This window comes from Polaromonas sp. P1_G2 (assembly GCF_056405515.1).
The window spans coordinates 1-24,806 of record NZ_JBFUBY010000096.1; the positions used below are offsets into that span (position 1 = coordinate 1).

A 24,806-nucleotide genomic window follows, 5' to 3' on the forward strand; every position below is an offset into this window, starting at 1 on the left:
ACGGGGGAAGGAGCAACCCCGGTCCATCAAGGTGCGCCACTCTTGCTCCCTCCCCCGCTGGGGGAGGGCGGGGGTGGGGGCCAGCGGCCCTCAAAACACCCCGTTTGACTATTTACCGCCGGTCGCGGGCAGCGGCACTGCAGGTGCACCGCCTGAATGGATGTGATGGTCGGGCGACTTGACCAGCTTGCGCACAAACACCACCACCTGCCACACGACCAGGATGCCGATGACGCCCAGCAGGGTACCGCTGATGGGGCGGTTGACGAAGACGTTGAAGCTGCCGCGGCTCAGCAGCATGGCGCGGCGGAAGTTCTCTTCGAGCATGGGGCCCAGGATAAAGCCGAGCAGCAAGGGCGCGGCTTCCATGTCCAGGCGCAGGAAGAGGTAGCCGACCAGGCCGAAGACGGCGGTGGTGTAGATGTCGTCCAGGCTGTTGTTGATGCTGTAGGTGCCTATGCAGCAGAAGAACAGGATGGCCGGGAACAGCACGGTGTAGGGAATCTTGAACACCGACAGCCAGTAGCGCACCAGCGGCACGTTGAGGATCAGCAGGAAGCAGTTGCCTATCCACATGCTGGCCACCAAGCCCCAGAACAGGTCGGGGTGGGTGGCGATCATGTTGGGGCCGGGCTGTATGCCCTTGACCACAAAGGCCGCCATCATCAGCGCCATGACGGCATTCTCGGGAATGCCGATGGCCATCAGCGGGATGAAGCTGGTGCGCGCGGCGGCCTCGTCGGCGGCCGCCTGGCCGGCCACGCCTTCGATGCAGCCGGTGCCGATCTCGTGCTTGTACTTGCTGAACTTCTTGTCGGCGGCGTAGGCGGCGAACTGGGCGATGGTGGGGCCGCCGCCGGGCAATATGCCCAGGATGGAGCCGATCACGCTGCCGCGCAGGGCGCTGGGGATGATGCGCTTGAACTCGGGCCAGGTCGGCATGAGCTTGATCTTGCCGTTGAAGGGCGTGAGCACGTTTTTGTTGTCGAGGTTTTTCACGACCTCGGCAATGCCGAAGCAGCCCAGCGCGATGCTGATCAGCCCTATGCCGTCCATCAGGAAGGGCAGGTTCATGGTGTAGCGCGCGACGCCGCTGTTGACGTCGGTGCCGACCATGCCCAGCAGCACGCCGACCATGGCCATGGCCAGGCCGTTGAGCAGGCTGCCGCTGCTGACAAAACTCACGCAGAAGAATCCGAGCAGCATCAGCGCGCWGTAGTCGGCCGGGCCGAACAGGAAGCCGACCTCGCCGAGTGCCGGCGCCATGGTCGACAGCACCACGATGGCCACGGTGCCGCCTATGAAACTGGAGACACCGGCGGTGAAGAGCGCCAGGCCGGTCTTGCCCTTGAGCGTCATCTGGTAGCCGTCAATACAGGCCACGATGCTGCTGGCGTGCGGGATCTTCATGGTGATGGCGCTCACGCTGTCGCCGTATTGCGCACCATAGTAGATGCCGGCCAGCATGATGAGCGCGCCGCCGGTGGGGATGGAATAGGTCAGCGGCAGCAGCAGGCTGATGGTGGACAGGGGGCCGAGCCCGGGCAGCAGCCCGATCAGCGTGCCCACCGTGCAGCCCAGTGCACAGTACAGCAGGTTTTGCAGCGYCAGCGCATGTTCGAAACCGAACGCGAGGTTGTGAAAGACTTCCATATCAGTACAGCGGCAGGCTCAGGCCGAGAAATTGTTTGAAGGCAAAGGCCACGGCGACCAGGCCGACGGAGATCTTGATGTTGCGCACTACGGAATACGAGGTGCCGGCCAGCGTGGAGCAGAACACCAGGAAGACGATGCCCAGGATCATGTTGACGTACTGGGACAGCACCGAAAAGCCCACCAGGCTCAGCAGGATGATGGCGATGTTCTTGACGCTGTAGTCCAGGGGCACGGGGTCGACGAAGTGCGAACGCACCACCGTGAGCACGCCGATGATGAACAGGAAGGAACTCACCATCAGCGGGAACAGGCCGGGCCCGGAGCGGCTCAGCTCGCCCAGCGTGTAGTTGAAGGACACGCCGCCGAAGACCAGGGCGATCGCCATGAGGCACAGGCCGCGGACGAAGTTGCGGTTGGTCAGGTTCATGGGAAGCACCTCCGGGGCCGCGCCGGCGGGGCCTTGTCGGTGAATGAAAGGTGGGTCATCGCGTCTCCTGCTAATGTCCCGGCTCTCCGGTCCTGCACAGCGCAGGCGGTGGGCGTTCGGGCTGGAGGCGATGTTAGGAAGCGAGGCTTCCAATCTGCTTTCGTTTTACGCGGCGGTGCCCAAAATACGTGTTATCACTAACGGGTCTGACGTCGCGAAGAAGCCTTCCCTCTCTTTCCCTCTCCCTCTGGGAGAGGGTTAGGGTGAGGGCGGTTCCCGCATTCGAATGCCTCCAGTTTTCAGGCGCCGCTAGCCCTGTCTTGCAGACCGCAGCCCAGGCTGAGCCTGGGCTTCTTCGCGCTGTCCAGATGCGCGCAGGCGCATCCGGAGCCGCAGCGCTCAGCCCCTGCCCTCTCCAGAGGGAGTAATACGGGGCGCCAGCGGCAGGCGCAGGATGGCGCGCAGGCCGGCGCCGGAGGCCGTGTCGGCGAGCTCGATGTCGCCGCCGTTGCGCCGCGCATAAGCGCGCGCAATGGCCATCCCCAGCCCGGCGCCGTGCGAGCCTTTTTCGGAACCCGGGTCGGCTGAATGGAAGCGTTCGAAGACCTGCGCGCGCCGCGCTGGGGCAATGCCGGGGCCGTCGTCTCGGACCTCGGCCAGGGCCATGCCGTCCAGCGTGGACACCATCACGGTGATGTGCCCGCCGGCCGGTGTGTAGGCAATCGCGTTGTGCACCAGGTTGGACAGCGCCTCGTGCAGCTCGGGGCCGTGCGCCCGCACCGGGACCACGGGCGCATCCTGCAGTGCGCCTGTTTCCGTGGAGTCACCGCGGGCATCGACCCAGCCCAGGTCCTGGTTCTTCTCGTGGGCCAGCGCCAGGTACTGCAGCACCACTTCCCTGGCGATGGTGTTGAGGTCGACGATGCCGGGCAGGTCGGACATGTTCGCGGGCATTGCACCCTCATTGGCGTGGGCCAGCGAGAGCAGTTGCTCGCACAGGCGGCGGCTGCGCGCGATCTGGGCGACCATGGCGCGCAGGGTGGCATGAAGCTGCCCGGTGTCTTTTTCGCGCAGCGCCACACCCGCCTGGGTCAGCATGATGGCCAGCGGCGTGCGCAACTGGTGCGAGGCATCGGCCAGAAATTGCGACTGCTGCTCCAGCAACTCGCGGTAGCTGGCCAGGTGCTGGTTCAGGGCGTCGACCAGGGGCGCGACTTCATGCGGCACGTCGCGGGTGTCCAGGGGCTGGAGGTCGGCGCCCTTGCTTTTCAGCACGGATTTGCGCAGCCGCTCCAGCGGCTGCAGTGACCAGGTCACGCCCAGCCAGACCAGCAGGACCATCACCAGCACCATGCGCGCGTCGCGTATCAGCTCCTGCCGCAGGGTGGCGGCCTGCGCCCGGTCGCGCGGGAGGGTGGTTTCCGCAACCTGGACCAGCAGCTTGAAGTTCCCGCCGCGTCCGTCCAGCACCTGGCTTTGAAGCGCCACCACGCGCACCGGATGGCCTGCGTAGAAATCGTCGTACCAGACGGGCCAAACCGCGGCGGGGGAGTAGAGGTCCGGCGATGAAGGCGATGAGAGCGGCGGGGGCGCGGGCAGGTCTGTGACGCCCAGCAAAGTGATCTCACGCGAGGCGGCCGGCTTCCCGGCCTGTGCATCCCCCAGGTCTGTCAGGCCGACGTGCAGGTATTTCTGCAGGGGGCCGGCGGCGGCGAACAGGGCTTGCACGCCGGCCGGCGCATTCAGGCGCAGTGAGCCGTCCGGCGCCGGCGCCACACTGCTTTGCAGCGCGTGCACGGCCTCGAGCATGCTCTGGTCGTAGGCGTCCTGCACCTGGTCGCGCAGGGCGCGGTAATCGTTCCAGCTGTCCAGGGCCAGCAGGCCCAGGATGGCCGGGAGCAGCAGCGTGAGCAGGCGCGCGCGTATGCCGAAGCGGTCGGGGTCAGTCCGCAGTATCTGCATGCGCTTCCAGCATATAACCGAGGCCGCGCACGGTGACGATGCGCACGTCGCCGCCGTCGAGCTTGCGGCGCAGCCGGTGCAGCACCAGCTCGATCGCATCGGGGCCGGCATTGCTGTCGGCCGGGAAGACCTTGCCGGAGAGCTGCGATTTTTCCACCGGCGTGCCGCTGCGTGCCAGCAGCACCGACAGGGCCGCGCTTTCGCGCGGCGTGAGCTGCAGCAGCGCACCGGCCAGCGTGAAGGCGCGGCTGTCGTGCGGGCATGACAGGGAGCCGCATTGCAGCGGCGCGTGGGAGCGGCCCCGGCTGCGCCGCACCAGCGCGGCCAGGCGGGCTTCGAGCTCCTCGATGGCGAAAGGCTTGGCCAGGAAGTCGTCGGCCCCGACGTTCAGGCCCTTGACCCGGTCCTGCAGAGAGCCCTGCGCCGTCAGCACCAGCACCGGGGTGCGGTTGCCGGCCTTGCGCAGCTCGGCCAGCACAGTGAGCCCGTGTTTGTCGGGCAGCCGCAGGTCGAGCACCACGGCGTCATAGTCGTTGCCGGCCAGCAGTGATTCGGCCGTGGCGGCATCCGGCGCGTGGTCGGAGACATAGCCGCTCTGCTTGAAAGCGCGCAGCAGCCACGAAGCCATCTCGGCTTCGTCTTCCACAAGCAGCAGGCGCATGTCGGGCGGTCGCGGGTGTAACGGGTGCAGGCTTAGCGCTGGATGTCACCCAGGCACAGGTACTTCATCTCGAGGTATTCGTCCATGCCGTGGCGCGAACCCTCGCGGCCSAGGCCSGAYTGCTTGACGCCGCCGAAGGGCACGTGCTCGGTCGCGATCACGCCGGCGTTGATGCCCACCATGCCGTACTCCAGTGCTTCGGCGACGCGGTAGATGCGGCCTATGTCGCGGCTGTAGAAGTAGCTGGCCAGGCCGAACTCGGTGTTGTTGGCCGCGTCAATCGCTTCCTGGTCGTTCTTGAAGCGGAACACCGGCGCGAAGGGGCCGAAGGTTTCTTCACGGGCGCAGAGCATGTCGGCGGTGGCTTCGGAGACCACCGTGGGCTCGAAGAACTGGCCTTCGAGCTTGTGGCCGCCGGCCAGCAGCTTGCCGCCTTTGGCGAGGGCGTCGGCCACGTGGCGCTGTACCTTCTCGATGGCCGCGTCCTCGATCAGCGGGCCCTGCACCACGCCGTCCTCAAAGCCGTTGCCGACCTTGAGCGCCTTGACCTTGGCGGCGAATTTTTCGACGAACTGGTCGTAGACGCCGTCCTGCACGTAGATGCGGTTGGCGCAGACGCAGGTCTGGCCGGCATTGCGGTATTTGCTGGCCATGGCGCCCTCGACGGCGGAGTCCACGTCGGCGTCGTCGAACACGATGAAGGGCGCGTTGCCGCCCAGCTCGAGCGCGAGCTTCTTGACGCTGGGCGCGCTTTGCGCCATCAGGATGCGGCCGACCTCGGTGGAGCCGGTGAAGCTGATGTGGCGCACCACGTCGCTGGCGCAGAACACCTTGCCGACGGCGATGCTGTTGGCGCTGTCGGCCGTCAGCACATTGAGCACGCCGGCCGGGATGCCGGCGCGCACGGCCAGCTCGGCGGCGGCCAGGGCCGTCAGCGGCGTGAGCTCGGCCGGCTTGATGACCACCGGGCAGCCGGCGGCCAGGGCCGGGGCAACCTTGCGGGTGATCATGGCCAGCGGGAAGTTCCAGGGTGTGATGGCGGCGCAGACGCCGATAGGCTGCCGCAGGACCATCAGGCGGCGGTTGTTGTCGAACTGCGGCAGGGTTTCGCCGTTGACGCGTTTGGCTTCTTCTGCGAACCACTCGACAAAACTCGCGCCGTAGGCGATTTCGCCCTTGGCCTCGGCAAAGGGCTTGCCCTGCTCGGCGGTCATGATGCGGCCCAGGTCTTCCTGGTTGGCCATCAGCAGCTGGAACCACTTGAGCAGGATGGCGTGGCGCTCCTTGCCGGTCTTGTTGCGCCAGGCGGGCCAGGCGGTGTTGGCCGCGGCGATGGCGGCCTCGGCGTCCTGCGGCCCCAGGTTGGCCACGTCGGCCAGCTTGCGGCCGGTGGCAGGATCGTTCACGTCAAAACGGGCCTTGCCGGCGACCCACTGGCCGTTGACCAGCGCGTCGGTCTTGAACAGGCTGGGATCTTTGAGCAGGGAAATGGGGGAGGTTTTCATGTCCATGGGCGGGAGTCCTTAAAGCGGGAGGCTGAAGAGGGTGGAGGAGGGGGAGTGAGTGAAAGAGGCGTGGAGAGAGGGCGGAGAGAGGAGCCGTCGGGTGATTTTGACAGCTTTCGGAGGGAGATACGGGCGGCGGGTGGGTATGCGACCCCGGGAAAGGGTTTCCGCGCGAGGGCGCCGTCCCGGCGTGTCAGGCCCTGCGCCCGCGCAGCCATTCCAGCAGCAGCAAAAGGGAGGTGGTGAACAGGATCAGCAAGGTGGCGACGGCCGCGATGGTCGGCGAGATGTTTTCCCGGATGCCGGTAAACATCTGGCGCGGCAGCGTGGCTTGTTCCGCACCCGCCAGGAACAGCGTGACCACCACTTCATCAAAGGAGGTGGCGAAGGCGAACAGCGCGCCGGAGATCACGCCCGGCGCGATGACCGGCAGGGTGATCCGGAAAAACGTCCTGAAAGGCGTTTCGCCCAGGCTGAGCGACGCGCGCACCAGGTTGTGGTTAAAGCCCGCGAGCGTCGCCAGCACGGTGGTCAGCACAAAGGGCGCGCCCAATGCGGCGTGCACCACGATCAGCCCGAAGTAGCTGTCGGCAAGGCCCAGCGGCGCGAAGTACAGGTAGGTGGCCACGCCGACCACAATGATGGGAACCACCATCGGGGCGATGAGGATGCCCATCAGCAGGCTTTTGAACGGGAAGTTGCTTCTGGAAAGGCCGACCGCCGCCAAAGTACCCAGCGCGGTGGCGATCAGGGTCGCGGCGGGCGCCACGATGAAACTGTTTTTCGCGGCCCTGGCCCATTCCGGCGAATCCAGCAGGTTGCGGTACCACTTCAGTGACCAGCCCGGAATCGGGTAGCTCAAAAAAGAGCTGTCGGAAAAGGACAGCGGCACCATGACCAGGATGGGCGCCAGCAGAAAAACCAGGATGGCGACGCAGGCGGCGCGCACCAGCCACCAGCCGGCTTTGTCTGCCAGGGTGGCGTAGCGGGGAAAGGCGGGCCCTGTGATTTTGAACATGGTGAATCGGCGTCTGCGTCTGTAGGTCTGTAGAAGAAAAAAGGTGTCAGCCGATGCTGAGTTCGGCCTTGCCGATGCGCCGGTAAACGCTGTAAAGAAWCATGGTGGCGGTCAGCAGCACGGCGCCCAGCGCACAGGCCATGCCCCAATTGACTTCGACGTTGGTGTACCGCGCGATGTAGTAGCTCAGCATCTGGTCATCGGCGCCGCCGAGCAGGGCCGGGGTGACGTAATAACCAATGGACAGGATGAACACCAGCAGCGCCCCGGCACTGATGCCGGGATAGGTCTGCGGCACGTACACCCGAAAGAAGGCGGACAGCGGCGTGCTGCCCAGCGAAACGGCGGCCCGGACGTAAGTTGCGGGCACGTTTTTCATCACGCTGTAAAGCGGCAGGATCATGAAGGGCAGCAGGATGTGCACCATGGCGATCACCACGCCCGCGCGGTTGAACAGCAGCGCCAGCGGGCTGTCGATCAGGCCGATGCCCATCAGCCCGCGATTCACCAGGCCTTCGGATTGCAGCAGCACGATCCATGCGGCGACGCGCACCAGGATGGAGGTCCAGAAGGGCACCAGCACCAGGATCATCAGCAGGTTGGCCTTGCGCGCTGGCAGCGAAGCCAGCCACCAGGCCAGCGGGTAAGCCAGCGCCAGGCAGAACACGGTGACGACAAAACTGATCTGGAAGGTGCGAAGCAGGATGGGCCCGAAAGCGCGCTGGTCGGGCGGCATGCGCTCCACCTCGCCGAGGCTGTCGCGCCGCAGGTCCACCGATGCCAGCAGGTAGTCGGGCGTCCAGCGGGAGCCGTTTTTGGCAATCGCCTGCCAGAAGGCAGGCTCGGCCCAGCGCGGGTCCAGCTGGACCAGCCTGGCCTGTATGTCCTGCGGCGACCCGGTGATGGGCAGCGCGCGGTACGCCCCCATGACCAGCGAGCGGGAGCCGGGCACCTCTGAATTAAGCCGCCGGGCCAGGGCACCGGCGTCCGAGCTGTCGGAGAGGCTTCCCAAGTCCTGCACCAGCGCCGCATACGTGGCGGCTGCGGGCGGCGCCTGCGGGTCCCAGCCCTTGAGGCTTTGGACCGTGCGCGGCAGCGCGTTCACGACTTCGGGGTTTTCGACCGCACGCTGCAGCAGGGCGGCGATGGGGATGAGCAAGGTCACCAGCAGAAACACCAGCAAGGGCAGGGTCAGGGCGAAGGCGCGCCATTTGCGGCGTGCATCGGCCCGCGACAGCGCCCGGCGCAGCGCGCCGGCGTCTTCGCCCGTCAGGGCCGCCTTGCGGGTGAAACTGTTCATGCTGGTTTGCTCCCGGCTTTATTGCGTGGCCCACGCGGCGAAGCGTTTCTCCAGTGCCTCGCCCTGGTCGGCCCAGAAGCCGACGTTCATCTGGATGGCCTCTTTCGCATTGGCCGGCGAGGTCGGCAGGTCATCCAGCACCTTCTTGTCGAGCTTGGCCAAAGCCTGGTTGTTGACCGGGCCGTAGGCGATGTTCTGCGCGTACACGGCCTGGGTGGCGGGCTGGCTGGCGAAGGCGATGAACTTCATCGATGCATCCTTGTTGGGCGCGCCTTTGGGGATGACCCAGTAGTCCAGGTCATAGATGCCGCCGGGCCAGTAGATCTTCAGGTTGCGGCCTTCGCGGTTGGCGGCGTCGATTCGGCCGTTGTAGACCGTGCTGAGGGCGACGTCACCGGCCACGAGGAACTGGGCGGGCTGGGCGCCGGCCTCCCACCACTGGATGCTGGGCTTGAGTTCCGTCAGCTTCCGGAATGCGCGGTCGGCGCCGTCCTTGGTAGCCAGGACCTTGTAGACGTCGGCGGGCTTGACGCCGTCGGCCATCAACGCGAATTCGAGGTTGTAGCGGGCGCCCTTGCGCATGCCGCGTTTGCCGGGGATCTTCTTGACGTCCCAGAAGTCGGCCCAGCTGGTGGGGGCGGTCTTGACCTTGTCGGCGTTCCAGGCCATCACGGTGGACCAGACAAAAACGCCCACGCCGCATTCCTTGACCGCTGCGGGCAAGAAGTCCGCCTTGGAGCCGATTTTGCTGAAGTCGATTTTTTCAAACAGACCCTCGTCGCAACCGCGCTGCACATCGGGTGCTTCAACTTCGACCACATCCCAGGTCACCTTCTTCGTCTCGACCATGGCCTTGATCTTGGCCTGCTCGCCGTTGTATTCCACCGCGACGACTTTGGTGCCGGCTTTTTCGTAGGGCTCGTAGTAGGCTTTTTTCTGCGCGTTGGCATTGGCGCCGCCGAAGTTGACGACGGTGATCTGCTGCTGCGCAAGCGCGGGCAGGGCCAGGCACGAAGCCATGGCAAGGGCGATGATGTTTTTCTTCATGGTGCAAATTCCTCGGTGGTTGATAAAGGCAGAAGGGACGCTTGAAATAGGTGAAGGGCGTGAAAGGAGAAAGCGCTTACACCGCATAGATCCGCGTGAAGGCAGGCGGAAATTCGAGGTGTACCGCGTCGCCCGGTTGCGGYGGCGGCAGGCCGTCCAGCAGGGTGAGGGGCAGCTTGACCGTGGCTTCCGCCTGGCCGGCGCCGACCTCGCACAGCAGCCGCAGGTGGTCGCCGAAATAGATGATGCGCGCCACGCGCGCGGGCAGCACATTGGCTACTGAAGCCGGCGCCTGGCTATGCAGCACAATGCGCTCCGGCCGGATATAGGCCTCGACCTGCGTGCCGACAGCCGCCTGCTTGACATGGATGCCGCCCAGGACACAGCCGTCCGGCAATTCGATGCCGGCGGCGCGTCCTTTGCCCTTGAGCACGGTGCTGTCGCCGACGAAACCGGCGACAAAGCGGTTGGAGGGCGTCTCATACAGCGCCTCCACGGGGGCCAGTTGCTGGATCGCGCCATCGTTGAAGACCGCCACCCGGTCGCTCATGGTCAGTGCCTCGCCCTGGTCGTGCGTGACATAGACGAAGGTGACGCCCAGCTGCTTGTGCAGCTCCTTCAGCTCAATCTGCATGTGCTCGCGCAGCTGCTTGTCGAGCGCGCCCAGCGGTTCGTCCATGAGCACCAGCTGGGGCTCGAACACCAGCGCCCGCGCCAGGGCGACGCGCTGCTGCTGGCCGCCCGACAGTTGCCCGGGCAGGCGGTCGGACATGCCCGAAAGGCGGACCATGTCGAGCGCGCGCAGCACGCGGCTGGCCTGGTCGGCTTTGGGCACCTTGCGCACCGTGAGCGGATAGGCCACGTTCTGGCCCACGGTGAGGTGCGGGAAGAGGGCGTAGTTCTGGAACACCATGCCGAAGTTGCGCTTGTGCGGCGGTGTGCCGGTGATCTGCGAACCATTGAGAAAGATTTCTCCGGCGGTAGGCGACTCGAAGCCGGCCAGCATCATCAGCGTGGTGGTTTTCCCGGAGCCGGAAGGGCCCAGCAGGCTCAGGAATTCCCCGCGATGAATGTCAAGGTCGAGCTGCTGCACGACAAGCTGTTCGCCGTCGTAGGTTTTCTGCACGCCCGAAAAGCGCACAAGGACATCGTTATCKGTCATCGGTTTTCCTGAGCTGTCCACGAAGATCAGCGCGATGCGGCGAAGCTGTCTGCCAGGATTTGCAGGCCTTCGTCCAGCAAGGCGTCGGGCGCCGTGAGGGGAACCAGAATCCTGATCACATTACCGTAGGTGCCGCAGGAGAGCAATATCAATCCACGCCGGGCGGCTTCGCTGACCACCCGTTTGGTCAGTGCGGCGTCCGGACGGGCGGGGTCCGCGTTTTCGAAGAGCTCTATGGCCACCATGGCGCCCAGGCCGCGGACGTCGCCGATGGCCGCTTCCTTTTCCGCGATGGCGCGCAAACCCTTGACCAGGTAGTTGCCCATGGTGTTGCTGCGCTCCAGGAGTTTTTCGTCCTTGAAGACCTTGAGCACGGCCAGCGCCGCCGCGCAGCCGATGGGGCTGCCCGCGTAGGTGCCGCCCAGGCCGCCGGGGCCGGGGGCGTCCATGACCTCGGCACGGCCGACCAGGCCTGATATCGGAAAGCCGCCCGCCATCGATTTGGCGATGGCGATCAGGTCGGGCGCCACCGGCCATTGTTCGCTGGCATACCAGGTGCCTGTGCGGCCGGCGCCGGTCTGGACTTCGTCGGCGATCAGCAGGATGCCGTGCCGGTCGGCCAGCGCCTTCAGGCGGCTGATGAACTCGGGCGGGGCGATGTAAAAGCCTCCCTCGCCCTGCACCGGTTCAATGATGAAGGCCGCCACGCGCTCGGGCTCGACGTCGTTTTTGAGGATCTGCTCGACCGAATGCAAGGCCTGGTCGATGCTGACGCCGTGCAGCGCGTTGGGGTATTCGGCATGGAACACCTCGCCGGGGAAGGGGCCGAAGCCCAGCTTGTAGGGCGCCACCTTGCCGGTCATGCCCAGCGTCATGTTGGTACGGCCGTGGTAGCCGCCCGTGAAGGCGATGATGCCGGGGCGCTTTGTGTAGGAGCGCGCCACCTTGACGGCGTTCTCGACGGCCTCGGCGCCGGTGCTCAGCAGCAGGGTTTTTTTGGCGAAATTGCCGGGCGCCAGGGCATTGAGCTTTTCCGCCAGTTCGACATAGGGCTCATAGGCGACCACCTGGAAGCAGGTGTGCGTGTAGAGCTCGAGCTGGGCCTTGACCGCGGCAATGACTTCGGTGTGCAGGTGGCCGGTGTTGAGGAYGGCGATGCCGCCGGCGAAGTCGATGTAGCGGCGGCCTTCGACATCCCACAGTTCGGCGTTTTTCGCCCGGCTGACGAAAATTTCGTGGGCCTGGCCCACGCCGCGCGTCACGGCGGCTTGGCGGCGCGCCATCAGGGCGGCGTTGCTGGTAGTCTGGTTTGGCTGCATGGTGAAGGTGGTTTCGGTTTTCTGGACAGGGACGGATGGACTGTAGAAGTGCGGGCCGGGCCCGTCCATGTACACCTTTGCGCTGTTTTCAGCGCACTGTGCGGGTCTAGAATCCTGTACATGGATTCCCCAACCCGGTGCACGAGGATTGCAATGCACAATCTGCCTTTTTTGGTTTTTTGATGCTCACACTCCGCCCGGAACTGCAGACTCCCCTGGTGAGCCAGATCGTCGACGGCCTGCGGGGCATGATTGCCGGGCAGGCGCTGAAACCGGGCGTCAAGCTGCCCTCCATCCGCGGTTTTGCCGCCATGCACGGCGTCAGCGTCTTCACGGTGGTGGAGGCCTATGACCGCCTGGTGGCCCAGGGATGGCTGGTTTCCCGGGCCAATGCCGGGTTTTTCGTCAAGCGCAGGGGCGATGAAGGTGCATCGGGCGCGCCGTATGCGCAGCCGCAGCAGCCGAAATTCGACGCGCGCTGGTACCTCAAGCAAATATTTGAAAACCGCAACCTGCCGATGAAACCCGGTTGCGGCTGGCTGCCGCACGATTTCCTGTTCGGGGACGCGATTCGCCGCAGCATGCGGCACCTGTCGACGGACGGCTCGTCCCTGGAAGGTTACGGACTGCCCCACGGGCATATGGCGCTGCGCATGGTCATTGCGGAGGCCCTGGCCGAAAACCAGATACCGGTCGAGGTGGACCAGGTGCTGCTGACGCAGGGGTCCAGCCAGGCGCTGGACCTGGTGGCCCGGCAACTCCTCAAGCCCGGCGACACGGTGCTGGTGGACAACCCCGGCTATCCCAACCTGATGTTCATGCTGCGCTTCCTGGGGGCCAACCTGGTGGGTGTGCCGCGCACCCCCACGGGCTACGACCTCGCCGCGCTGGAGGCCTTGCTGGCCGTGCACAAGCCCAAGGCCTTTTTCACGCAGCCCCGTTTGCAAAGCCCGACCTGCTCCATCGCCTCGGCGGCCCACCTGCACCGCCTGCTGCAACTGGCCGAGGCGCATGACTTCACGCTGGTGGAAAACGATATTTACGCCGACATGGACCCGACCTCGCGCTCCACGCTGGCCAGCCTGGACCAGCTGCGGCGCGTGGTGTACATCGGCAGCTTTTCCAAAACCATTTCCCCCAACCTGCGCGTGGGCTACCTGCTGGCCAGGGGTGAGCTGATCGAGGACCTGGCCCAGCTCAAGATGATTTCAGGGCTCACGTCTTCGGACATCGCCGAGCGGCTGACCTTCGGGGTGGTCACCGACGGCCGCTGGCGCAAGCACCTCAAGTCGCTTCGGGAAAGGCTGGCCGCGGCGCATCGCAAGACCGAAAAAAACCTGAGCAGCCTGGGGTTTGAGCTGTTCCATGAGCCGGGGGCCGGCATGTACCTGTGGGCCCGGCATCCGGACCTTCCGGATGGCGCCGTCCTGTCCAAAGAGGCGACGCCGGAAGGCATCATGCTCGGCCCGGGACAGCTGTTCCTGATGGAACCGCATCCCACGGGCTGGCTGCGCTTTAACGTGGCGTTCTGCGACGACGAGCGCATCTGGCGCTTTTTGGCCCAGCGGATCGAGCTGGGCCAGCAGGCCGCCCAGTAAGGGCCCGGCCCGCGCGTGCTGCATCAGATCTCGATGACGCGCCTGGCGAAGCCCTCGAGGTAGTCCATGAGCTTGTTGGCGCCGAGCACGGCGGCGGCCTCGTCGCCGGTGGCGATGCCCTGGGCCAGCTCCATGTGAAAGCGCGCGCCTTCGGCGATCTCGCCCTCGTGCTGGTAGGCATACCAGAAGCGCCGGCACTGCACGATCAGCGGCACCACGCTCTTGACGGCCGGGCTGTTGCGGCAGGCCTCGTGGTTGACGAGGTCCAGCTCGTGGTCGGCCGCCATGTAGGCCTCCAGGTTGGCGCGCTCGGCGGCCTTGATCATCTTGGCCGCGCAGCCGACGATTGGAGACCAGCAGGCCGCGCCGGGGCTGCTGCACGATCAGGCCGATGGAGACCATGCGCAGCAGCGCCTCGCGCACGGGAGTGCGGCCCAGCTGGGTGCGCTGGGCCAGGTCGGCCTCGACCACGGGCGCGCCGGGCTGCAGCTGCAGGGTGGCGATCATCGCCTCGATGGCGTCGTAAGCGACGTCAGCGGCCCGGCGTTTGGCTGGCAGCGGTGGGGGTGCGGTCGTGGGCAGGGGCATGTTGTTGTCGGGTGTCTCGGCGTTGCAGCAGGGCCTGCCATTCGCCCACCAGGCCACGCCGGAAGAACGATACGCAGACAATGAAGGTCAGGCCGATAAGGATGGTCACCACGCCGCCCAGGGCGGCGAGGTGGTTCTGCAGGCTGACCACCAGCGCTGAGCCTACCACGGGGCCCCAGCTCGTGCCTAGCCCACCGAGCAGGGTCATCAGCAGCACCTCGGTCGAGGTGCCCAGCGTCACGTCGTTGAGCGTGGACAGCTGCAGCACCAGCGCCCGGAGCGAGCCGGCCAGGCCAGCCAGCGCGGCCGACAGCATGAAGGCGTAGAGCTTGCAGCGGTCGGTGTCGTAGCCCAGCGAGACGGCGCGCGGCGCGTTGTCGCGCAGCGCCTTGAGGGCCTGGCCGAAGGGCGAATGCACGATGCGGTGTATGGCCAGGAAGGCCGCCGTGAACACCGCCAGCGTGAAGTAGTACATGTGGTTGTCGACCGAGAGGTCGACCAGGCCCAGYAGCTTGCCGCGCGGGATGCCCTGCATGCCGTCCTCGCCGCCGGTCCAGGGAATTTGCACCGCCAGGAAGTAGGCGACCTGCGAGAGGGCCAGGGTGATCATCGCGAAGTAGATGCCGGTGCGGCGTATCGCCAGCGTGCCGATCAGCCAGCCGATGGCGGTGGCCACGGCCACGCCCGCCAGGATGGCGAGCTCGACGGGAAACCCGGCGGCGCCGAAGCGGATCATCAGGATGCCGGTGGTGTAGCCGGCCCAGCCGAAGAAGGCCGCATGGCCGAAGGACACCAGGCCGGTGAAGCCGATCAGCAGGTTGAAGGCCAGCGCGAACAGCGCGTAGCACATCACCTTCATGATGAAGACCGGGTAGGCGATCTCGGGGAAGGCCGGCACCAGCAGCGCGAGTGGCAGGAGTGCCAGCAGGATGCGGACGGGCGTGGGGATGTTGGCGAGCAAGGATTTCATGGCCTAGTGCTCCTTGCCGAAAAGGCCGGCTGGCCGGATCAGCAGCACCACCGCCATGATCACGAACACCACCACGGTGGAGGCCTCGGGGTAGAAGACCTTGGTGAGGCCTTCGAGCAGGCCCAGGGCCAGCCCGCTCACGACGGCGCCCAGGATGGAGCCCAGGCCGCCTATCACCACCACGGCGAACACGATATTGAGCAGGTTGGCGCCCATCAGTGGGTTGACCTGCATGATGGGCGTGGCCAGCACGCCGGCGATGCCGGCCAGGCCCACGCCGAAGCCGTAGGTCAGGGTGACCATCAGCGGGATGTTGACGCCGAAGGCCTGCAGCAGCTTGGGGTTCTCGGTGCCGGCGCGCAGCAGGGCGCCCAGCCGGGTTTTCTCGAACAGGAACCAGGTGAAGCCGCAGATCAGGATCGAGGCCACCACCACGAAGCCGCGGTACAGCGGCAGATACATGAAGCCCAGGTCGACGCCGCCCTGCAGCAGCGCGGGCGGGTCGTAGCTGGCGCCCGAGATGCCGTAGAAGTGGCGGAACGCGCCTTCGAGCACCAGCGCGACGCCGAAGGTCAGCAGCAGGCCGTAGAGGTGGTCCAGGTGGTAGAGCCGCTTGAGCAGCGTTTTCTCGAGCAGCACGCCCAGGCCGCCGACGATCAGCGGCGCCAGCACCAGCGCGGCCCAGAAGTTGACCTTGAATTCGGGCCCCAGCAGCAGCGGCAGCTGCGAAAAGCCTATCCAGGCCAGGAAGGCGGCCACCATGAACTGCGCGCCGTGCGCGAAGTTGATGATGTTGAGCAGGCCGAAAATAATCGCCAGCCCCATGCTCAGCATGGCGTAGAAGCAGCCGTTGATCAGGCCCACCAGCAACTGGGCCAGCAGGGACTGCATCGGGATGTCAAACATGATGTGTGTTTCGTGAGTGGCGGGGGGGGGGGGGGCCCTTGAGCACGGACTTGACCTTGTAGTAGTCCCAGGGCGCCTTCGATTCGGCCGGCGTCTTGACCTGCAGCAGCAGCATGTCGTGCACCAGCGCGCCGTCTTCGCGCAGCTTGCCCTTGCGGATCACCGCGTCGTCGATGGTCATCTTGCGCAGCTGCGCCATCACGGCCTTGGCCTCGTCGGTGCCGGCGGCCTGGATGGCCTTGAGGTAGCTCAGCGTGGCCGAGTAGACGCCGGCCTGGGCGGCGGTGGGCATGCGCTTTTGTTTTTCAAAGAACTTCCTCGACCAGGCGCGTGAGCGCTCGTCGAAGTCCCAGTAAAAGGCCTCGCTCAGGTACATGCCTTGCGCCTTGTCCAGGCCAATGCTGTGGACGTCGGAAATGTAGGTGAGCAGCGGCGCGACCACCTGCTTGCGCGTGATGCCGTATTCATTGGCCTGCTTGATGGCGTTGACGGTGTCGTTGCCGGCGTTGGCCAGCGCGATGACGTCGGCCTTGGAGGCCTGCGCCTTGAGCAGGAAGGACGAGAAGTCGTTGCCCGGGAAGGGGTGGCGCGAGCTGCCGACCACGCTGCCGCCGTCGGCCTTGATGACCTCGGTCGCGTCTTTTTCCAGCGAATGGCCGAAGGTGTAGTCGGCGGTGATGAAGTACCAGGTCTTCTTGCCTTCCTTGACCAGCGCGCGCGCCGTGCCGGCCGCCAGCGCATAGGTGTTGGTGGTCCACTGCGCCGTCAGCGGCGTGCATTTTTCGCCGAGGATGGCGGTGGCCAGGCCCGAGGAAGGCATGACGATGCGGTTCTTCTGCCGCGCGATCTCCATCACCGCCAGCGCGGTGGAGGTGGTGGGGAAGTCCGTCACCATGTCGACCTTGCCCTGGTCGAACCAGCCGCGCGCCAGGTTGGCCGCCACGTCGGGCTTGTTCTGGTGGTCGGCGAAGACCAGTTCGATGGGTTTGCCCAGCACCTTGCCGCCCATTTCCTCAATGGCCATGCGCGCCGCCGTGACCGAGCCCTGGCCGGACAGGTCGGAGTAAATGCCGGAGAGGTCGTTGAGCACGCCGATCTTCACGACGTCGTCGCTGACCTGAGCGTGAACAGAAAAGGACGAGAGGGCGGCGCAGGCCGCCAGGCAGACGGAGAGTTTGCGGAATGGCATGAAAGGCTCCAGGGGTTGGGGGAAGGGGAAGGGAATGAGGAAGGGAATGGAAAGGCGCGTTGAAAAACTCAGATGCCGAGCAGCTCGTTGAGCCGGTCCTGCCGGGCTTCGACCTCGCGCTGCTCCATGACCTCGACCACCTGGCCGTGCTCGATCACGTAATGGCGGTCGGCCAGGTGCCTGGCGAAGCGGAAGTTCTGCTCCACCAGCACGATGGTGAAACCGCGCGCCTTGAGCTCGCGTATCACCTGGCCGAGCTTTTGCACGATCACGGGCGCCAGGCCCTCGGTGATTTCGTCGAGCAGCAGCAGCTGGGCGCCGGTGCGCAGGATGCGCGCCATCGCGAGCATCTGCTGCTCGCCCCCGGACAGCCGCGTGCCGGGGCTGCCGGCGCGCTCCTTGAGGTTGGGGAACATGGCGTAAATCTGTTCGAGCGACATGCCGCCTTCGCCGACCTTGGGCAGCAGCAACAGGTTTTCCTCGGCGGTCAACGAGGCATAGATGCCGCGCTCTTCCGGGCAATAGCCCAGGCCCAGGCGTGCGATGCGGTGCGGCGGCAGGGTGATGGTCTCCTTGCCGGCCACCCGGATGGAGCCGGTGCGCTTGCCGACCAGGCCGAGGATGGCGCGCAGGGTGGACGTGCGGCCCGCGCCGTTGCGGCCCAGCAGGGTGATGCATTCACCGGCCTTGACGTCGAGGTTGATGCCCTGCAGCACATGCGATTCGCCGTACCAGGCGTGCAGGTCGCGGATGGTGAGCATGGCGTTGCCCGCGTGGTGGGTGTGTTCAGGCATCTTCCTCGACTCCCATGTAAGCCTCGCGCACGGCGGGGTTGGTGGAAACTTCCGTGTACGGCCCTTCGGCCAGCACCTCGCCGCGCTGCAGCACGGTGATGGTGTCGCTGATGTCGGCCACCACCTTCATGTTGTGTTCCACCATCAGCACCGTGCGCTGCGCGGAAACCTGCTTGATCAGCGCCTTGATGCGGTCCACGTCCTCGTGGCCCATGCCCTGCGTGGGCTCGTCGAGCAGCAGCAGTTCCGGGTCCAGCGCCAGCGTGGTGGCGATTTCCAGCGTGCGCTTGCGGCCGTAGGGCAGGTCGCCGGCCAGAAGCGCGGAAAAGCGCGCCAGGCCGACCTGCTCGAGCAGGGCCATGGCCGGTGCGTCGAGCCGCTGCATCGCGGCGATCGATTGCCAGAAGCGGTACTCGACGCCGAGCTTGCGCTGCAGCGCGATCTTGACGTTCTCCAGCACCGTGAGCTGCGGGAACACGGCGGAAATCTGGAAGGAACGCACGATGCCGCGGCGCGCGGTCTGCGCGGGCTTTTCGTGCGTGATGTCGATGCCGTTGAAGAGGATCTTCCCTTCGGTCGGTGTATGGAACTTGGTCAGCAGGTTGAAGACCGTGGTCTTGCCGGCGCCGTTGGGGCCTATCAGCGCGTGTATGCTGCCGCGCCTGACGCGCAGGGCGACGTTGCGCACGGCGATAAAGCCGCGGAACTCCTTGCTGAGCCCTTGGGTTTCGAGAATGATGTCCTGTGGCATGGTGGTGGGTGCGTGCTTTCAGTCGAGGGTGGGTGTGCTTGCCAGCGTGGCGATGCGCGCCGGCGACAGCGGCGGCCTGGGCGCGGGCGGCGTCCAGCCAAAAAGGAATTGCGCCGCCGCACCGCAGACGCGGCCCTGGCAGGCGCCCATGCCGCAGCGCGTGTGCAGCTTGGCGTCGGTCCAGCCCTTGCAAGCGGCGAGCGCCGCCTGCGGCACGTCTTCGCAGCGGCAGACCAGGGTGTCGGGTCGTGCCAGGGTTTTGAGCGACGGGGCCAGGGTGAAGTGGCGTTGCAACTGGTCGGCGAAGGCCTGCCAGTGCGAGCGTTGCGGACCGTGGTGGAGCGCGGCACCGGTGTTTTCGACGGCCGCATGGCCGGCGATGCGGCCCTGCGCGAGCGCGCGCTCACTGCCGCCCACGCCGGTGCATTCACCGGCCGCGTAGACACCGGCCACACTGGTCGCCTGCAGGCCGTCCACCGCCAGCGCCGGCGCGCCGCCGGGGTTCGGTGTGAGCGCGCAGCCCAGCAGCTGGCCCAGTTCGGTGTTGGGCACCAGGCCGAAGCCGCAGGCCACGCGGTCGCAGGCGATGTCCGTCTCCCGGCCGGCATGGTGAAGCCGCACCGACTCGACGCGGCCCGCGCCTTGCGCCGACACAACACGGGTGCYGGTGCGGTAGCGCGCGCTGGCCAGGCCCAGGGCCTGTGTTGCCTTGCCGGGCCAGCGCAGCAACTGGGCTGCAAAGCCCGCGACCGATGCCAGGCCGGCCTGTTCGGCGATGCGCAGCACGCGCGCACCGGCCTGGCGCGCCGTGGCGGCGGCCACCAGCAGCAAGGGACCGCTGCCGGCGATGACGATGCGTTCGCCGGCGACCGGCAAGCCGGCCTTGACCAGCGCCTGCAAACCGCCGGCCCCTGTGACGCCGGGCAGCGTCCAGCCCGGGAAGGGCAGCAGCAGCTCGCGCGCGCCCGTGCACAGGATCAGCTTGCCGTAGCGCTGCACCCAGCCTTGTTTTTCGTCTTCCAGCAGCAGCGCACCGGGGCCGACCGGGCTGACCACGCGCGTGCCGCACAGCAGGCGCACGTTGGCGCAGCGCGCCAGCGACTCGCGCATGCGCAGCGCCTGCGGCGGCAGGTGGGCGCCCGGGCCGTCGCGCCAGATCTGGCCGCCGGGCGCCGGGTTGTCATCGATGATCACGATGCGGGCGCCGCTGGGCGCGGCGGCCAGCGCCGCGGCCATACCGGCCGGGCCTGCGCCGATGATCAATACATCGCAATATTCAATGGCTGTTGACGGGTTTTTGGCGTTCACCTTGCAGCCTCCACCACCATGCCGTCTTCGCAGTGCGTCTGGCAGGCCAGCCGGCGCTGGCCGTCGATGTCGACGCGGCATTCCTGGCAGATACCCATGCCGCAGAAGGGCGCGCGGGCTTCGCCGTGCACGGAGCGGCGTGCCATGCCCATGCGCGCGGCGTCGGCGATGCGCAGCGCCGCGACCACGGAGGTACCGGCCTTGACCGACAGCGGCCGGCCGTTGACGTGGAGCGTCACGGTGTCGGGTGTTTTCATGGGTGTGCGGTCTCCGCAAAACGCTGGGCGGCATAGGGCGCGGGGTCGAAGGCGGGCGTGGCGCCGGTCATCTGCGCGGCCAGCAGTTGTGCCGTGCCGGTGGCCGTGGTGACGCCCAGGCCTTCATGGCCGACGGCCAGCCACAGGCCTTCACGCCATGGATGGCGGCCTATCAGGGGCAGGCTGTCGGGCGTGGCGGCGCGCAGCCCGGTCCAGTTGCGGATGGCATTCAGGCCGGCAAGCGCGGGAATGTAGGCCAGCGCGCGTTGCAGCATCCGCGAGACCATGGCGGCCTCCACCTCGAGATCGGTGGTGCCGAATTGCCGCGACGAGCCGATCAGCAACTGCCCGGTGGGGCGCGGCTGCAGGTTGAACGCGACCGATGGGCCTTCGCTGTGGTGCGCGCTGGTGACGTAGCCGAGTTCCACCAGCTGGTGGTGCACCTTGCCTGGGTAACGGTCGGTGATCACCAGGTGGCCTTTTTTGGGCCGGATCGGCAGCTCCGGGCATAGCGCGGTGGCATGGATACCGTTGGCCAGCAGGATCATGGGCGCGGTGCGATGGCCTCCATCGGCAAGCTGCGCCCTGTTGCCCTCAATGCGCACGACCTCGGCGTGTTCCAGCTGGATGCGTTCGCCGCCTTGTGCAATCAGCCAGTTCGCCGCTGCTGGTGCGTACACAATGCTGTCGCCGGTCACTTTCAGGGCCCCGGCGAGCCCCGGGCGAAGCGCGGGCTCGGCCTGTGCCAGCGCCTTGGCGCCCAGCAGATGGCAATCAATGCCGAGTGCGCTCAGGCGGGCGTGTTTTTCTTCGGCGGCCTGCATTTCCGCCGCATCGGCCGCAAGCCAAAGCGTTCCGCACGGGCTGAACGCGCACTGGGGTGGCATCCGCGGGGCCAGTTCGCGCCACAGTGCCAGCGAGCGCTGGCTGAGGGCCAGCTCCGCGGGGTTGTCGTCCATGACCACCAGGTGGCCCATGCCGGCCGCCGTGGCGCCCGGGCGGCGGGCATCGAGCATGCGCACGTTCAGGCCGGAGGCAACCAGGGCTTGCGCGCAGGCCGCGCCGACGATTCCGGCGCCGATCACAAGGACGTCCGCCTGCCGGCTCGATGCTTCAGGCACGGTGGTGCTCACTATGCGCTGTGTCGCTCATGGCCTTGCCCCTCGTGTCCTGATGGCGCCGGCGGTGTTCAGTAACTCGCCAGCGCCGTGGGCTGGGCATTCCTGAACGTGAACACCGTGATGGGCGCCTGGGTCATGTTGCCCTTGTCGTCATAGGTGTAGGTGCCCGCAACGCCCTTGTAGCTGCCCTTGTAGATCTCGGCGCCGACCTTGGCCACGTCGATGGAGTCAGCCTTGCGCATGGCCTCTCCGATCAGCATCGTCTGGTCATAGAAGGAAGCGCCGTAAGCGTCCGTATCGAGGTTGAAGCGCTTTTTGTATTTGGCCTTGAAGGCCGGTCCACCCGCGGCCTTTTCCAGCATGGAGCCGCCTTGCGCGCAAAAAACCGTGTCGTTGACCGCGTCGCCGCCGAGCTTGCCCATTTCGGGGCTGCACAGCGTGTCGCCACCCAGCAGCTTGGCGGGCAGGCCCAGCTGTTTCATCTGGCGCACCATGGGCGCGGCCTGCGGTGCATAGCCGCCGAAGAAGATGGCTTCCGGTTTCTGCGCCTTGAGGTTGGTCAGGATAGAGAGGAAATCCACGGCCTTGTCGGTCGTGAACTCCTGCCCGACCACGGTGAGGCCCTGTTTTTTGGCTTCCTTGACGAACTCTTCCGCAACGCCCTGGCCGAAGGCCGTGCGGTCGTCAATCACGCCGACCTTGCTGACCTTCAGGACCTTGGCTGCGTACACCGCCATGCTGGAGCCGATCTGTGTGTCGCTGGCGATGATGCGGAACAGGTTTTTGTAGCCGCCCTGGGTGACCTTGGGGTTGGTGCCGACGGTCGACAGCATGGCGCCGCCTTCGCTGTAGACCCGTGATGCGGGAATCGCAACGCCCGAGCAATAGGGGCCCATGACGTACTTCACTTTGCTGTCGACGAGTTTTTGGGCTGCGTTCACGCCGGCCTTGGCGTCGCACTGGTCGTCCTCCGACTGCAGTTCGAACTTGAGTGTCTTGCCGCCCACCACCATTTTTTTTGCATTGAGTTCTTCGACCGCCAGGCGAACACCGTTTTCGTTGTCCTTGCCGGCGAACGCGTTCGGCCCCGAAAGCGGGCCGGTATGGCCGATGGCCACGACCTGTTCCTGGGCCTGTGCCGTTGACGCCAGTGCGATGGCGGCGATGCCGACAAAAGAAACGATGCTGTTGCGATGTGTCATGGTTGTCTCCTCGATGCGGGTTGCGGGGTTGGAAAAATTTACGCGACGGACTGGTATTGCGCCGGCCGCGTGGCCAGGGCTTTTTTGACGACGGCTTCGACGAATTCGCGCTCGGCGCCTATCAGCGGCAGGCGAGGGCGGCGCATGTGCTCGGTGCCCACGCCGACCAGGGCGTCGATGAGCTTGAGGTTTTGCACCAGCTTGGTGGACACGTCCAGGTGCAGCATGGGCGTCATCCATTGGTAGAGCTTGAGCGCTTCGGCGAATTTGCCGGCCTTCATGAGGTCATACAGCGCCACGGTTTCGCGCGGGAAGGCGCAGCCCACGCCGGCCAGCAGGCCGTCGCAGCCCAGCGCCAGGCCTTCGTAGGCCAGGTCGTCCACGCCGAGGAAGAGCTGGTAGCGGTCACCCACGGTGTTGCGCAGGTCGGTGATGCGGCGGATGTTGTCGGTGCTCTCCTTGATGGCGACCAGCCATTCGCAATCGGCCAGCTCGGCCATGTGCTCGGGCTTCAGGTCAACCCGGTAGGCGACCGGGTTGTTGTAGATCATCAGCGGCTTGCGTGCGGCTTCGGCCATGGTGCGCACGTTGAGCATGGCTTCGCGCGCGTCGGCCACGTAGATCACYGAGGGCATGACCATGAAGCCGTCCACGCCGAGCTGGTTGGCGCCGGCGATGTAGCGCAGCGCCTCGCGGGTGCTGGTCTCTGACACATTGGCCAGCACCGGCACACGGCCCTTGCTGGCGTCCAGGGCGATCTTGGCGACCTGGAGCTTTTCTTCGAGCGACAGCGTGCTGGCCTCGCCCAGCGAGCCGCAGGTCACCAGGCCGTGGATGCCGTTGCGGATCTGGAAATCGATGTGCCGGGCGGTGCCCTCGGCGTCGATGCTTTCGTCGGCGTGGAATTTGGTGGTGATGGCGGGAAAAATGCCTTGCCAGCGGGGGTTGTTCAAGGGAGTGCTCCTAAAAGTGCGGGGTTGAGATTGGATGGATGTAAATATATTAAGAAGATATTTAAATTATCTTTATAGGGTATTAAGCAGCTTGCGTRCCAGCTTTTTTGGGGGTAAAGGAGGGTTGGAAAGAGGATTTCGGCGCCGGAATGCGGCATGTGTTGCGCTCTCGTGCCAGGGCGGTGCGCGAGGGCACCGCCTTGATGCGCCGGCCCTGTGCGGGGGATCGCCCCGGGGCGGGGCTGTCGCGGGCCCCAAGCCTATAATCGAATGTTCAAGTAAATCAAGCGCTTAGGTGGGTTCGACGCAGTGGGTACGACCTGAGGTCGCCGGCGGCCGGCCACCTTGCCAGACCACAAAATCCAAGATGAGCCAGCCCACCTTTACCGTCGCCGACATCCGCAAGACCTTCCTCGATTTCTTCGCGTCCAAGGGCCACACCGTGGTGCCTTCCAGCTCACTGGTGCCGGGCAACGACCCGACGCTGATGTTCACCAACTCCGGCATGGTGCAGTTCAAGGACGTGTTCCTCGGCACCGACAAGCGCCCCTATGTGCGCGCCGCGTCCGTCCAGGCCTGCCTGCGCGCCGGCGGCAAGCACAACGACCTGGAAAACGTGGGTTACACCGCGCGCCACCACACCTTCTTCGAGATGCTGGGCAACTGGAGCTTCGGCGACTACTTCAAGCGCGAGTCGCTCACGTGGGCCTGGGAACTGCTGACCGTGGTCTACAAGCTGCCGCCCGAGCGCCTGCTCGCCACGGTGTACGAGGAAGACGACGAGGCCTACGACATCTGGACCAAGGAAATCGGCCTGCCGCCCGAGCGCGTCATCCGCATCGGCGACAACAAGGGCGGCCGCTACAAGTCCGACAACTTCTGGATGATGGCCGACACCGGCCCTTGCGGCCCCTGCTCGGAAATCTTTTACGACCACGGCGACCACATCCCCGGCGGCCCGCCCGGCAGCCCTGGTGAAGACGGCGACCGCTTCATCGAGATCTGGAACAACGTGTTCATGCAGTTCGACATGGCGGCCGACGGCAGCGTCACGAAACTGCCCGCGCCCTGCGTGGATACCGGCATGGGCCTGGAGCGCCTGGCCGCCATCC

22 protein-coding genes and 1 pseudogene are annotated in these 24,806 nt (G+C 66.0%); 2 read left to right on the top strand and 21 right to left on the bottom strand.

The window, feature by feature from the left end; translation table 11 throughout:
• Positions 1–108 precede the first annotated feature (108 nt).
• The 10 genes from AC1D0P_RS11895 to gabT all read right to left on the bottom strand — a co-directional run bounded on the left by AC1D0P_RS11895 (position 109) and on the right by gabT (position 12,057).
• Positions 109–1,653 (bottom strand): tripartite tricarboxylate transporter permease, encoded by a 1,545-nt coding sequence (locus AC1D0P_RS11895; RefSeq protein WP_477676922.1) that lies wholly within the window; start codon positions 1,651–1,653, stop codon positions 109–111.
• 1 nt (position 1,654) lies between these two features.
• Positions 1,655–2,083 carry a tripartite tricarboxylate transporter TctB family protein gene (locus tag AC1D0P_RS11900; protein ID WP_477676923.1) on the bottom strand — a complete coding sequence of 143 codons (429 nt, stop codon included), beginning with the start codon at positions 2,081–2,083 and terminating at the stop codon, positions 1,655–1,657.
• Positions 2,084–2,482: 399 nt separating this feature from the next.
• The gene (locus AC1D0P_RS11905) at positions 2,483–4,045 is read right to left on the bottom strand and encodes a sensor histidine kinase (protein WP_477676924.1); all 1,563 of its coding nucleotides are present in this window, start codon (positions 4,043–4,045) and stop codon (positions 2,483–2,485) included.
• Entirely contained in the window at positions 4,026–4,706 is a 681-nt protein-coding gene (locus AC1D0P_RS11910) for a response regulator (protein WP_477676925.1), read from the bottom strand. Before AC1D0P_RS11910 ends, AC1D0P_RS11905 begins: the two co-directional genes overlap by 20 nt.
• Positions 4,707–4,738: 32 nt before the next feature.
• A complete protein-coding gene (locus AC1D0P_RS11915; RefSeq protein WP_477676926.1) occupies positions 4,739–6,217 on the bottom strand; it encodes an NAD-dependent succinate-semialdehyde dehydrogenase in 1,479 nt (492 codons plus the stop codon).
• Between the two features lie 187 nt (positions 6,218–6,404).
• Positions 6,405–7,229 (bottom strand): ABC transporter permease, encoded by an 825-nt coding sequence (locus AC1D0P_RS11920; RefSeq protein ID WP_477676927.1) that lies wholly within the window; start codon positions 7,227–7,229, stop codon positions 6,405–6,407.
• 46 nt (positions 7,230–7,275) lie between these two features.
• Entirely contained in the window at positions 7,276–8,529 is a 1,254-nt protein-coding gene (locus AC1D0P_RS11925; RefSeq protein ID WP_477676928.1) for an ABC transporter permease, read from the bottom strand.
• A gap of 18 nt (positions 8,530–8,547) precedes the next feature.
• A complete protein-coding gene (locus AC1D0P_RS11930) occupies positions 8,548–9,576 on the bottom strand; it encodes an ABC transporter substrate-binding protein (protein WP_477676929.1) in 1,029 nt (342 codons plus the stop codon).
• Positions 9,577–9,652: 76 nt separating this feature from the next.
• Entirely contained in the window at positions 9,653–10,738 is a 1,086-nt protein-coding gene (locus AC1D0P_RS11935) for an ABC transporter ATP-binding protein (RefSeq protein WP_477676930.1), read from the bottom strand.
• Between the two features lie 26 nt (positions 10,739–10,764).
• On the bottom strand, positions 10,765–12,057 hold the full coding sequence (gene gabT / locus AC1D0P_RS11940; RefSeq protein ID WP_477676931.1) for a 4-aminobutyrate--2-oxoglutarate transaminase: 1,293 nt from the start codon (positions 12,055–12,057) through the stop codon (positions 10,765–10,767).
• Positions 12,058–12,239: 182 nt separating this feature from the next.
• On the opposite strand from gabT, the gene AC1D0P_RS11945 reads away from it, so the two are divergent.
• A complete protein-coding gene (locus tag AC1D0P_RS11945) occupies positions 12,240–13,655 on the top strand; it encodes an aminotransferase-like domain-containing protein (protein WP_477676932.1) in 1,416 nt (471 codons plus the stop codon).
• Positions 13,656–13,678: 23 nt separating this feature from the next.
• On the opposite strand, the pseudogene AC1D0P_RS11950 reads toward AC1D0P_RS11945, so the two are convergent.
• The 11 genes and pseudogenes from AC1D0P_RS11950 to AC1D0P_RS12000 form a co-directional block, all read right to left on the bottom strand.
• Positions 13,679–14,243: pseudogene (locus tag AC1D0P_RS11950) on the bottom strand (GntR family transcriptional regulator).
• Positions 14,188–15,213 carry a branched-chain amino acid ABC transporter permease gene (locus tag AC1D0P_RS11955; RefSeq protein ID WP_477676933.1) on the bottom strand — a complete coding sequence of 342 codons (1,026 nt, stop codon included), beginning with the start codon at positions 15,211–15,213 and terminating at the stop codon, positions 14,188–14,190. The pseudogene AC1D0P_RS11950 and the gene AC1D0P_RS11955 overlap by 56 nt, the downstream one beginning before the upstream one ends.
• Positions 15,214–15,216: 3 nt before the next feature.
• Positions 15,217–16,119 (bottom strand): branched-chain amino acid ABC transporter permease, encoded by a 903-nt coding sequence (locus tag AC1D0P_RS11960; protein ID WP_477676934.1) that lies wholly within the window; start codon positions 16,117–16,119, stop codon positions 15,217–15,219.
• A complete protein-coding gene (locus AC1D0P_RS11965) occupies positions 16,112–17,308 on the bottom strand; it encodes an ABC transporter substrate-binding protein (RefSeq protein WP_477676935.1) in 1,197 nt (398 codons plus the stop codon). Before AC1D0P_RS11965 ends, AC1D0P_RS11960 begins: the two co-directional genes overlap by 8 nt.
• A gap of 68 nt (positions 17,309–17,376) precedes the next feature.
• Positions 17,377–18,102 (bottom strand): ABC transporter ATP-binding protein, encoded by a 726-nt coding sequence (locus AC1D0P_RS11970; protein ID WP_477676936.1) that lies wholly within the window; start codon positions 18,100–18,102, stop codon positions 17,377–17,379.
• Positions 18,095–18,853 (bottom strand): ABC transporter ATP-binding protein, encoded by a 759-nt coding sequence (locus AC1D0P_RS11975; RefSeq protein ID WP_477676937.1) that lies wholly within the window; start codon positions 18,851–18,853, stop codon positions 18,095–18,097. The genes AC1D0P_RS11970 and AC1D0P_RS11975 overlap by 8 nt, the downstream gene beginning before the upstream one ends.
• Before the next feature lie 18 nt (positions 18,854–18,871).
• A complete protein-coding gene (locus AC1D0P_RS11980; protein ID WP_477676938.1) occupies positions 18,872–20,161 on the bottom strand; it encodes an FAD-dependent oxidoreductase in 1,290 nt (429 codons plus the stop codon).
• Positions 20,158–20,418 carry a (2Fe-2S)-binding protein gene (locus AC1D0P_RS11985; RefSeq protein WP_477676939.1) on the bottom strand — a complete coding sequence of 87 codons (261 nt, stop codon included), beginning with the start codon at positions 20,416–20,418 and terminating at the stop codon, positions 20,158–20,160. The genes AC1D0P_RS11980 and AC1D0P_RS11985 overlap by 4 nt, the downstream gene beginning before the upstream one ends.
• Positions 20,415–21,539, bottom strand: a complete 1,125-nt coding sequence (locus tag AC1D0P_RS11990) for an NAD(P)/FAD-dependent oxidoreductase (RefSeq protein WP_477676940.1) — start codon at positions 21,537–21,539, stop codon at positions 20,415–20,417. The genes AC1D0P_RS11985 and AC1D0P_RS11990 overlap by 4 nt, the downstream gene beginning before the upstream one ends.
• Positions 21,540–21,607: 68 nt before the next feature.
• Entirely contained in the window at positions 21,608–22,741 is a 1,134-nt protein-coding gene (locus tag AC1D0P_RS11995; RefSeq protein ID WP_477655655.1) for a branched-chain amino acid ABC transporter substrate-binding protein, read from the bottom strand.
• A 38-nt stretch (positions 22,742–22,779) separates the two neighbouring features.
• A complete protein-coding gene (locus AC1D0P_RS12000; protein WP_477676941.1) occupies positions 22,780–23,694 on the bottom strand; it encodes a dihydrodipicolinate synthase family protein in 915 nt (304 codons plus the stop codon).
• 367 nt (positions 23,695–24,061) lie between these two features.
• Here AC1D0P_RS12000 and AC1D0P_RS12005 point away from each other — a divergent pair.
• Positions 24,062–24,806: alanine--tRNA ligase-related protein (locus AC1D0P_RS12005; RefSeq protein ID WP_477676942.1), on the top strand; the 745-nt coding region annotated here is incomplete at its 3' end.

Bases quoted from the DNA above. Each gene is read 5' to 3' on its own strand.
- AC1D0P_RS11900 (WP_477676923.1), bottom strand. From the start codon at position 2,083: ATGAACCTGACCAACCGCAACTTCGTCCGCGGCCTGTGCCTCATGGCG.
- AC1D0P_RS11905 (WP_477676924.1), bottom strand. From the start codon at position 4,045: ATGCAGATACTGCGGACTGACCCCGACCGCTTCGGCATACGCGCGCGC.
- AC1D0P_RS11910 (WP_477676925.1), bottom strand. From the start codon at position 4,706: ATGCGCCTGCTGCTTGTGGAAGACGAAGCCGAGATGGCTTCGTGGCTG.
- AC1D0P_RS11920 (WP_477676927.1), bottom strand. From the start codon at position 7,229: ATGTTCAAAATCACAGGGCCCGCCTTTCCCCGCTACGCCACCCTGGCA.
- AC1D0P_RS11930 (WP_477676929.1), bottom strand. From the start codon at position 9,576: ATGAAGAAAAACATCATCGCCCTTGCCATGGCTTCGTGCCTGGCCCTG.
- AC1D0P_RS11945 (WP_477676932.1), top strand. From the start codon at position 12,240: ATGCTCACACTCCGCCCGGAACTGCAGACTCCCCTGGTGAGCCAGATC.
- AC1D0P_RS11960 (WP_477676934.1), bottom strand. From the start codon at position 16,119: ATGTTTGACATCCCGATGCAGTCCCTGCTGGCCCAGTTGCTGGTGGGC.
- AC1D0P_RS11965 (WP_477676935.1), bottom strand. From the start codon at position 17,308: ATGCCATTCCGCAAACTCTCCGTCTGCCTGGCGGCCTGCGCCGCCCTC.
- AC1D0P_RS11970 (WP_477676936.1), bottom strand. From the start codon at position 18,102: ATGCCTGAACACACCCACCACGCGGGCAACGCCATGCTCACCATCCGC.
- AC1D0P_RS11975 (WP_477676937.1), bottom strand. From the start codon at position 18,853: ATGCCACAGGACATCATTCTCGAAACCCAAGGGCTCAGCAAGGAGTTC.
- AC1D0P_RS11985 (WP_477676939.1), bottom strand. From the start codon at position 20,418: ATGAAAACACCCGACACCGTGACGCTCCACGTCAACGGCCGGCCGCTG.
- AC1D0P_RS11995 (WP_477655655.1), bottom strand. From the start codon at position 22,741: ATGACACATCGCAACAGCATCGTTTCTTTTGTCGGCATCGCCGCCATC.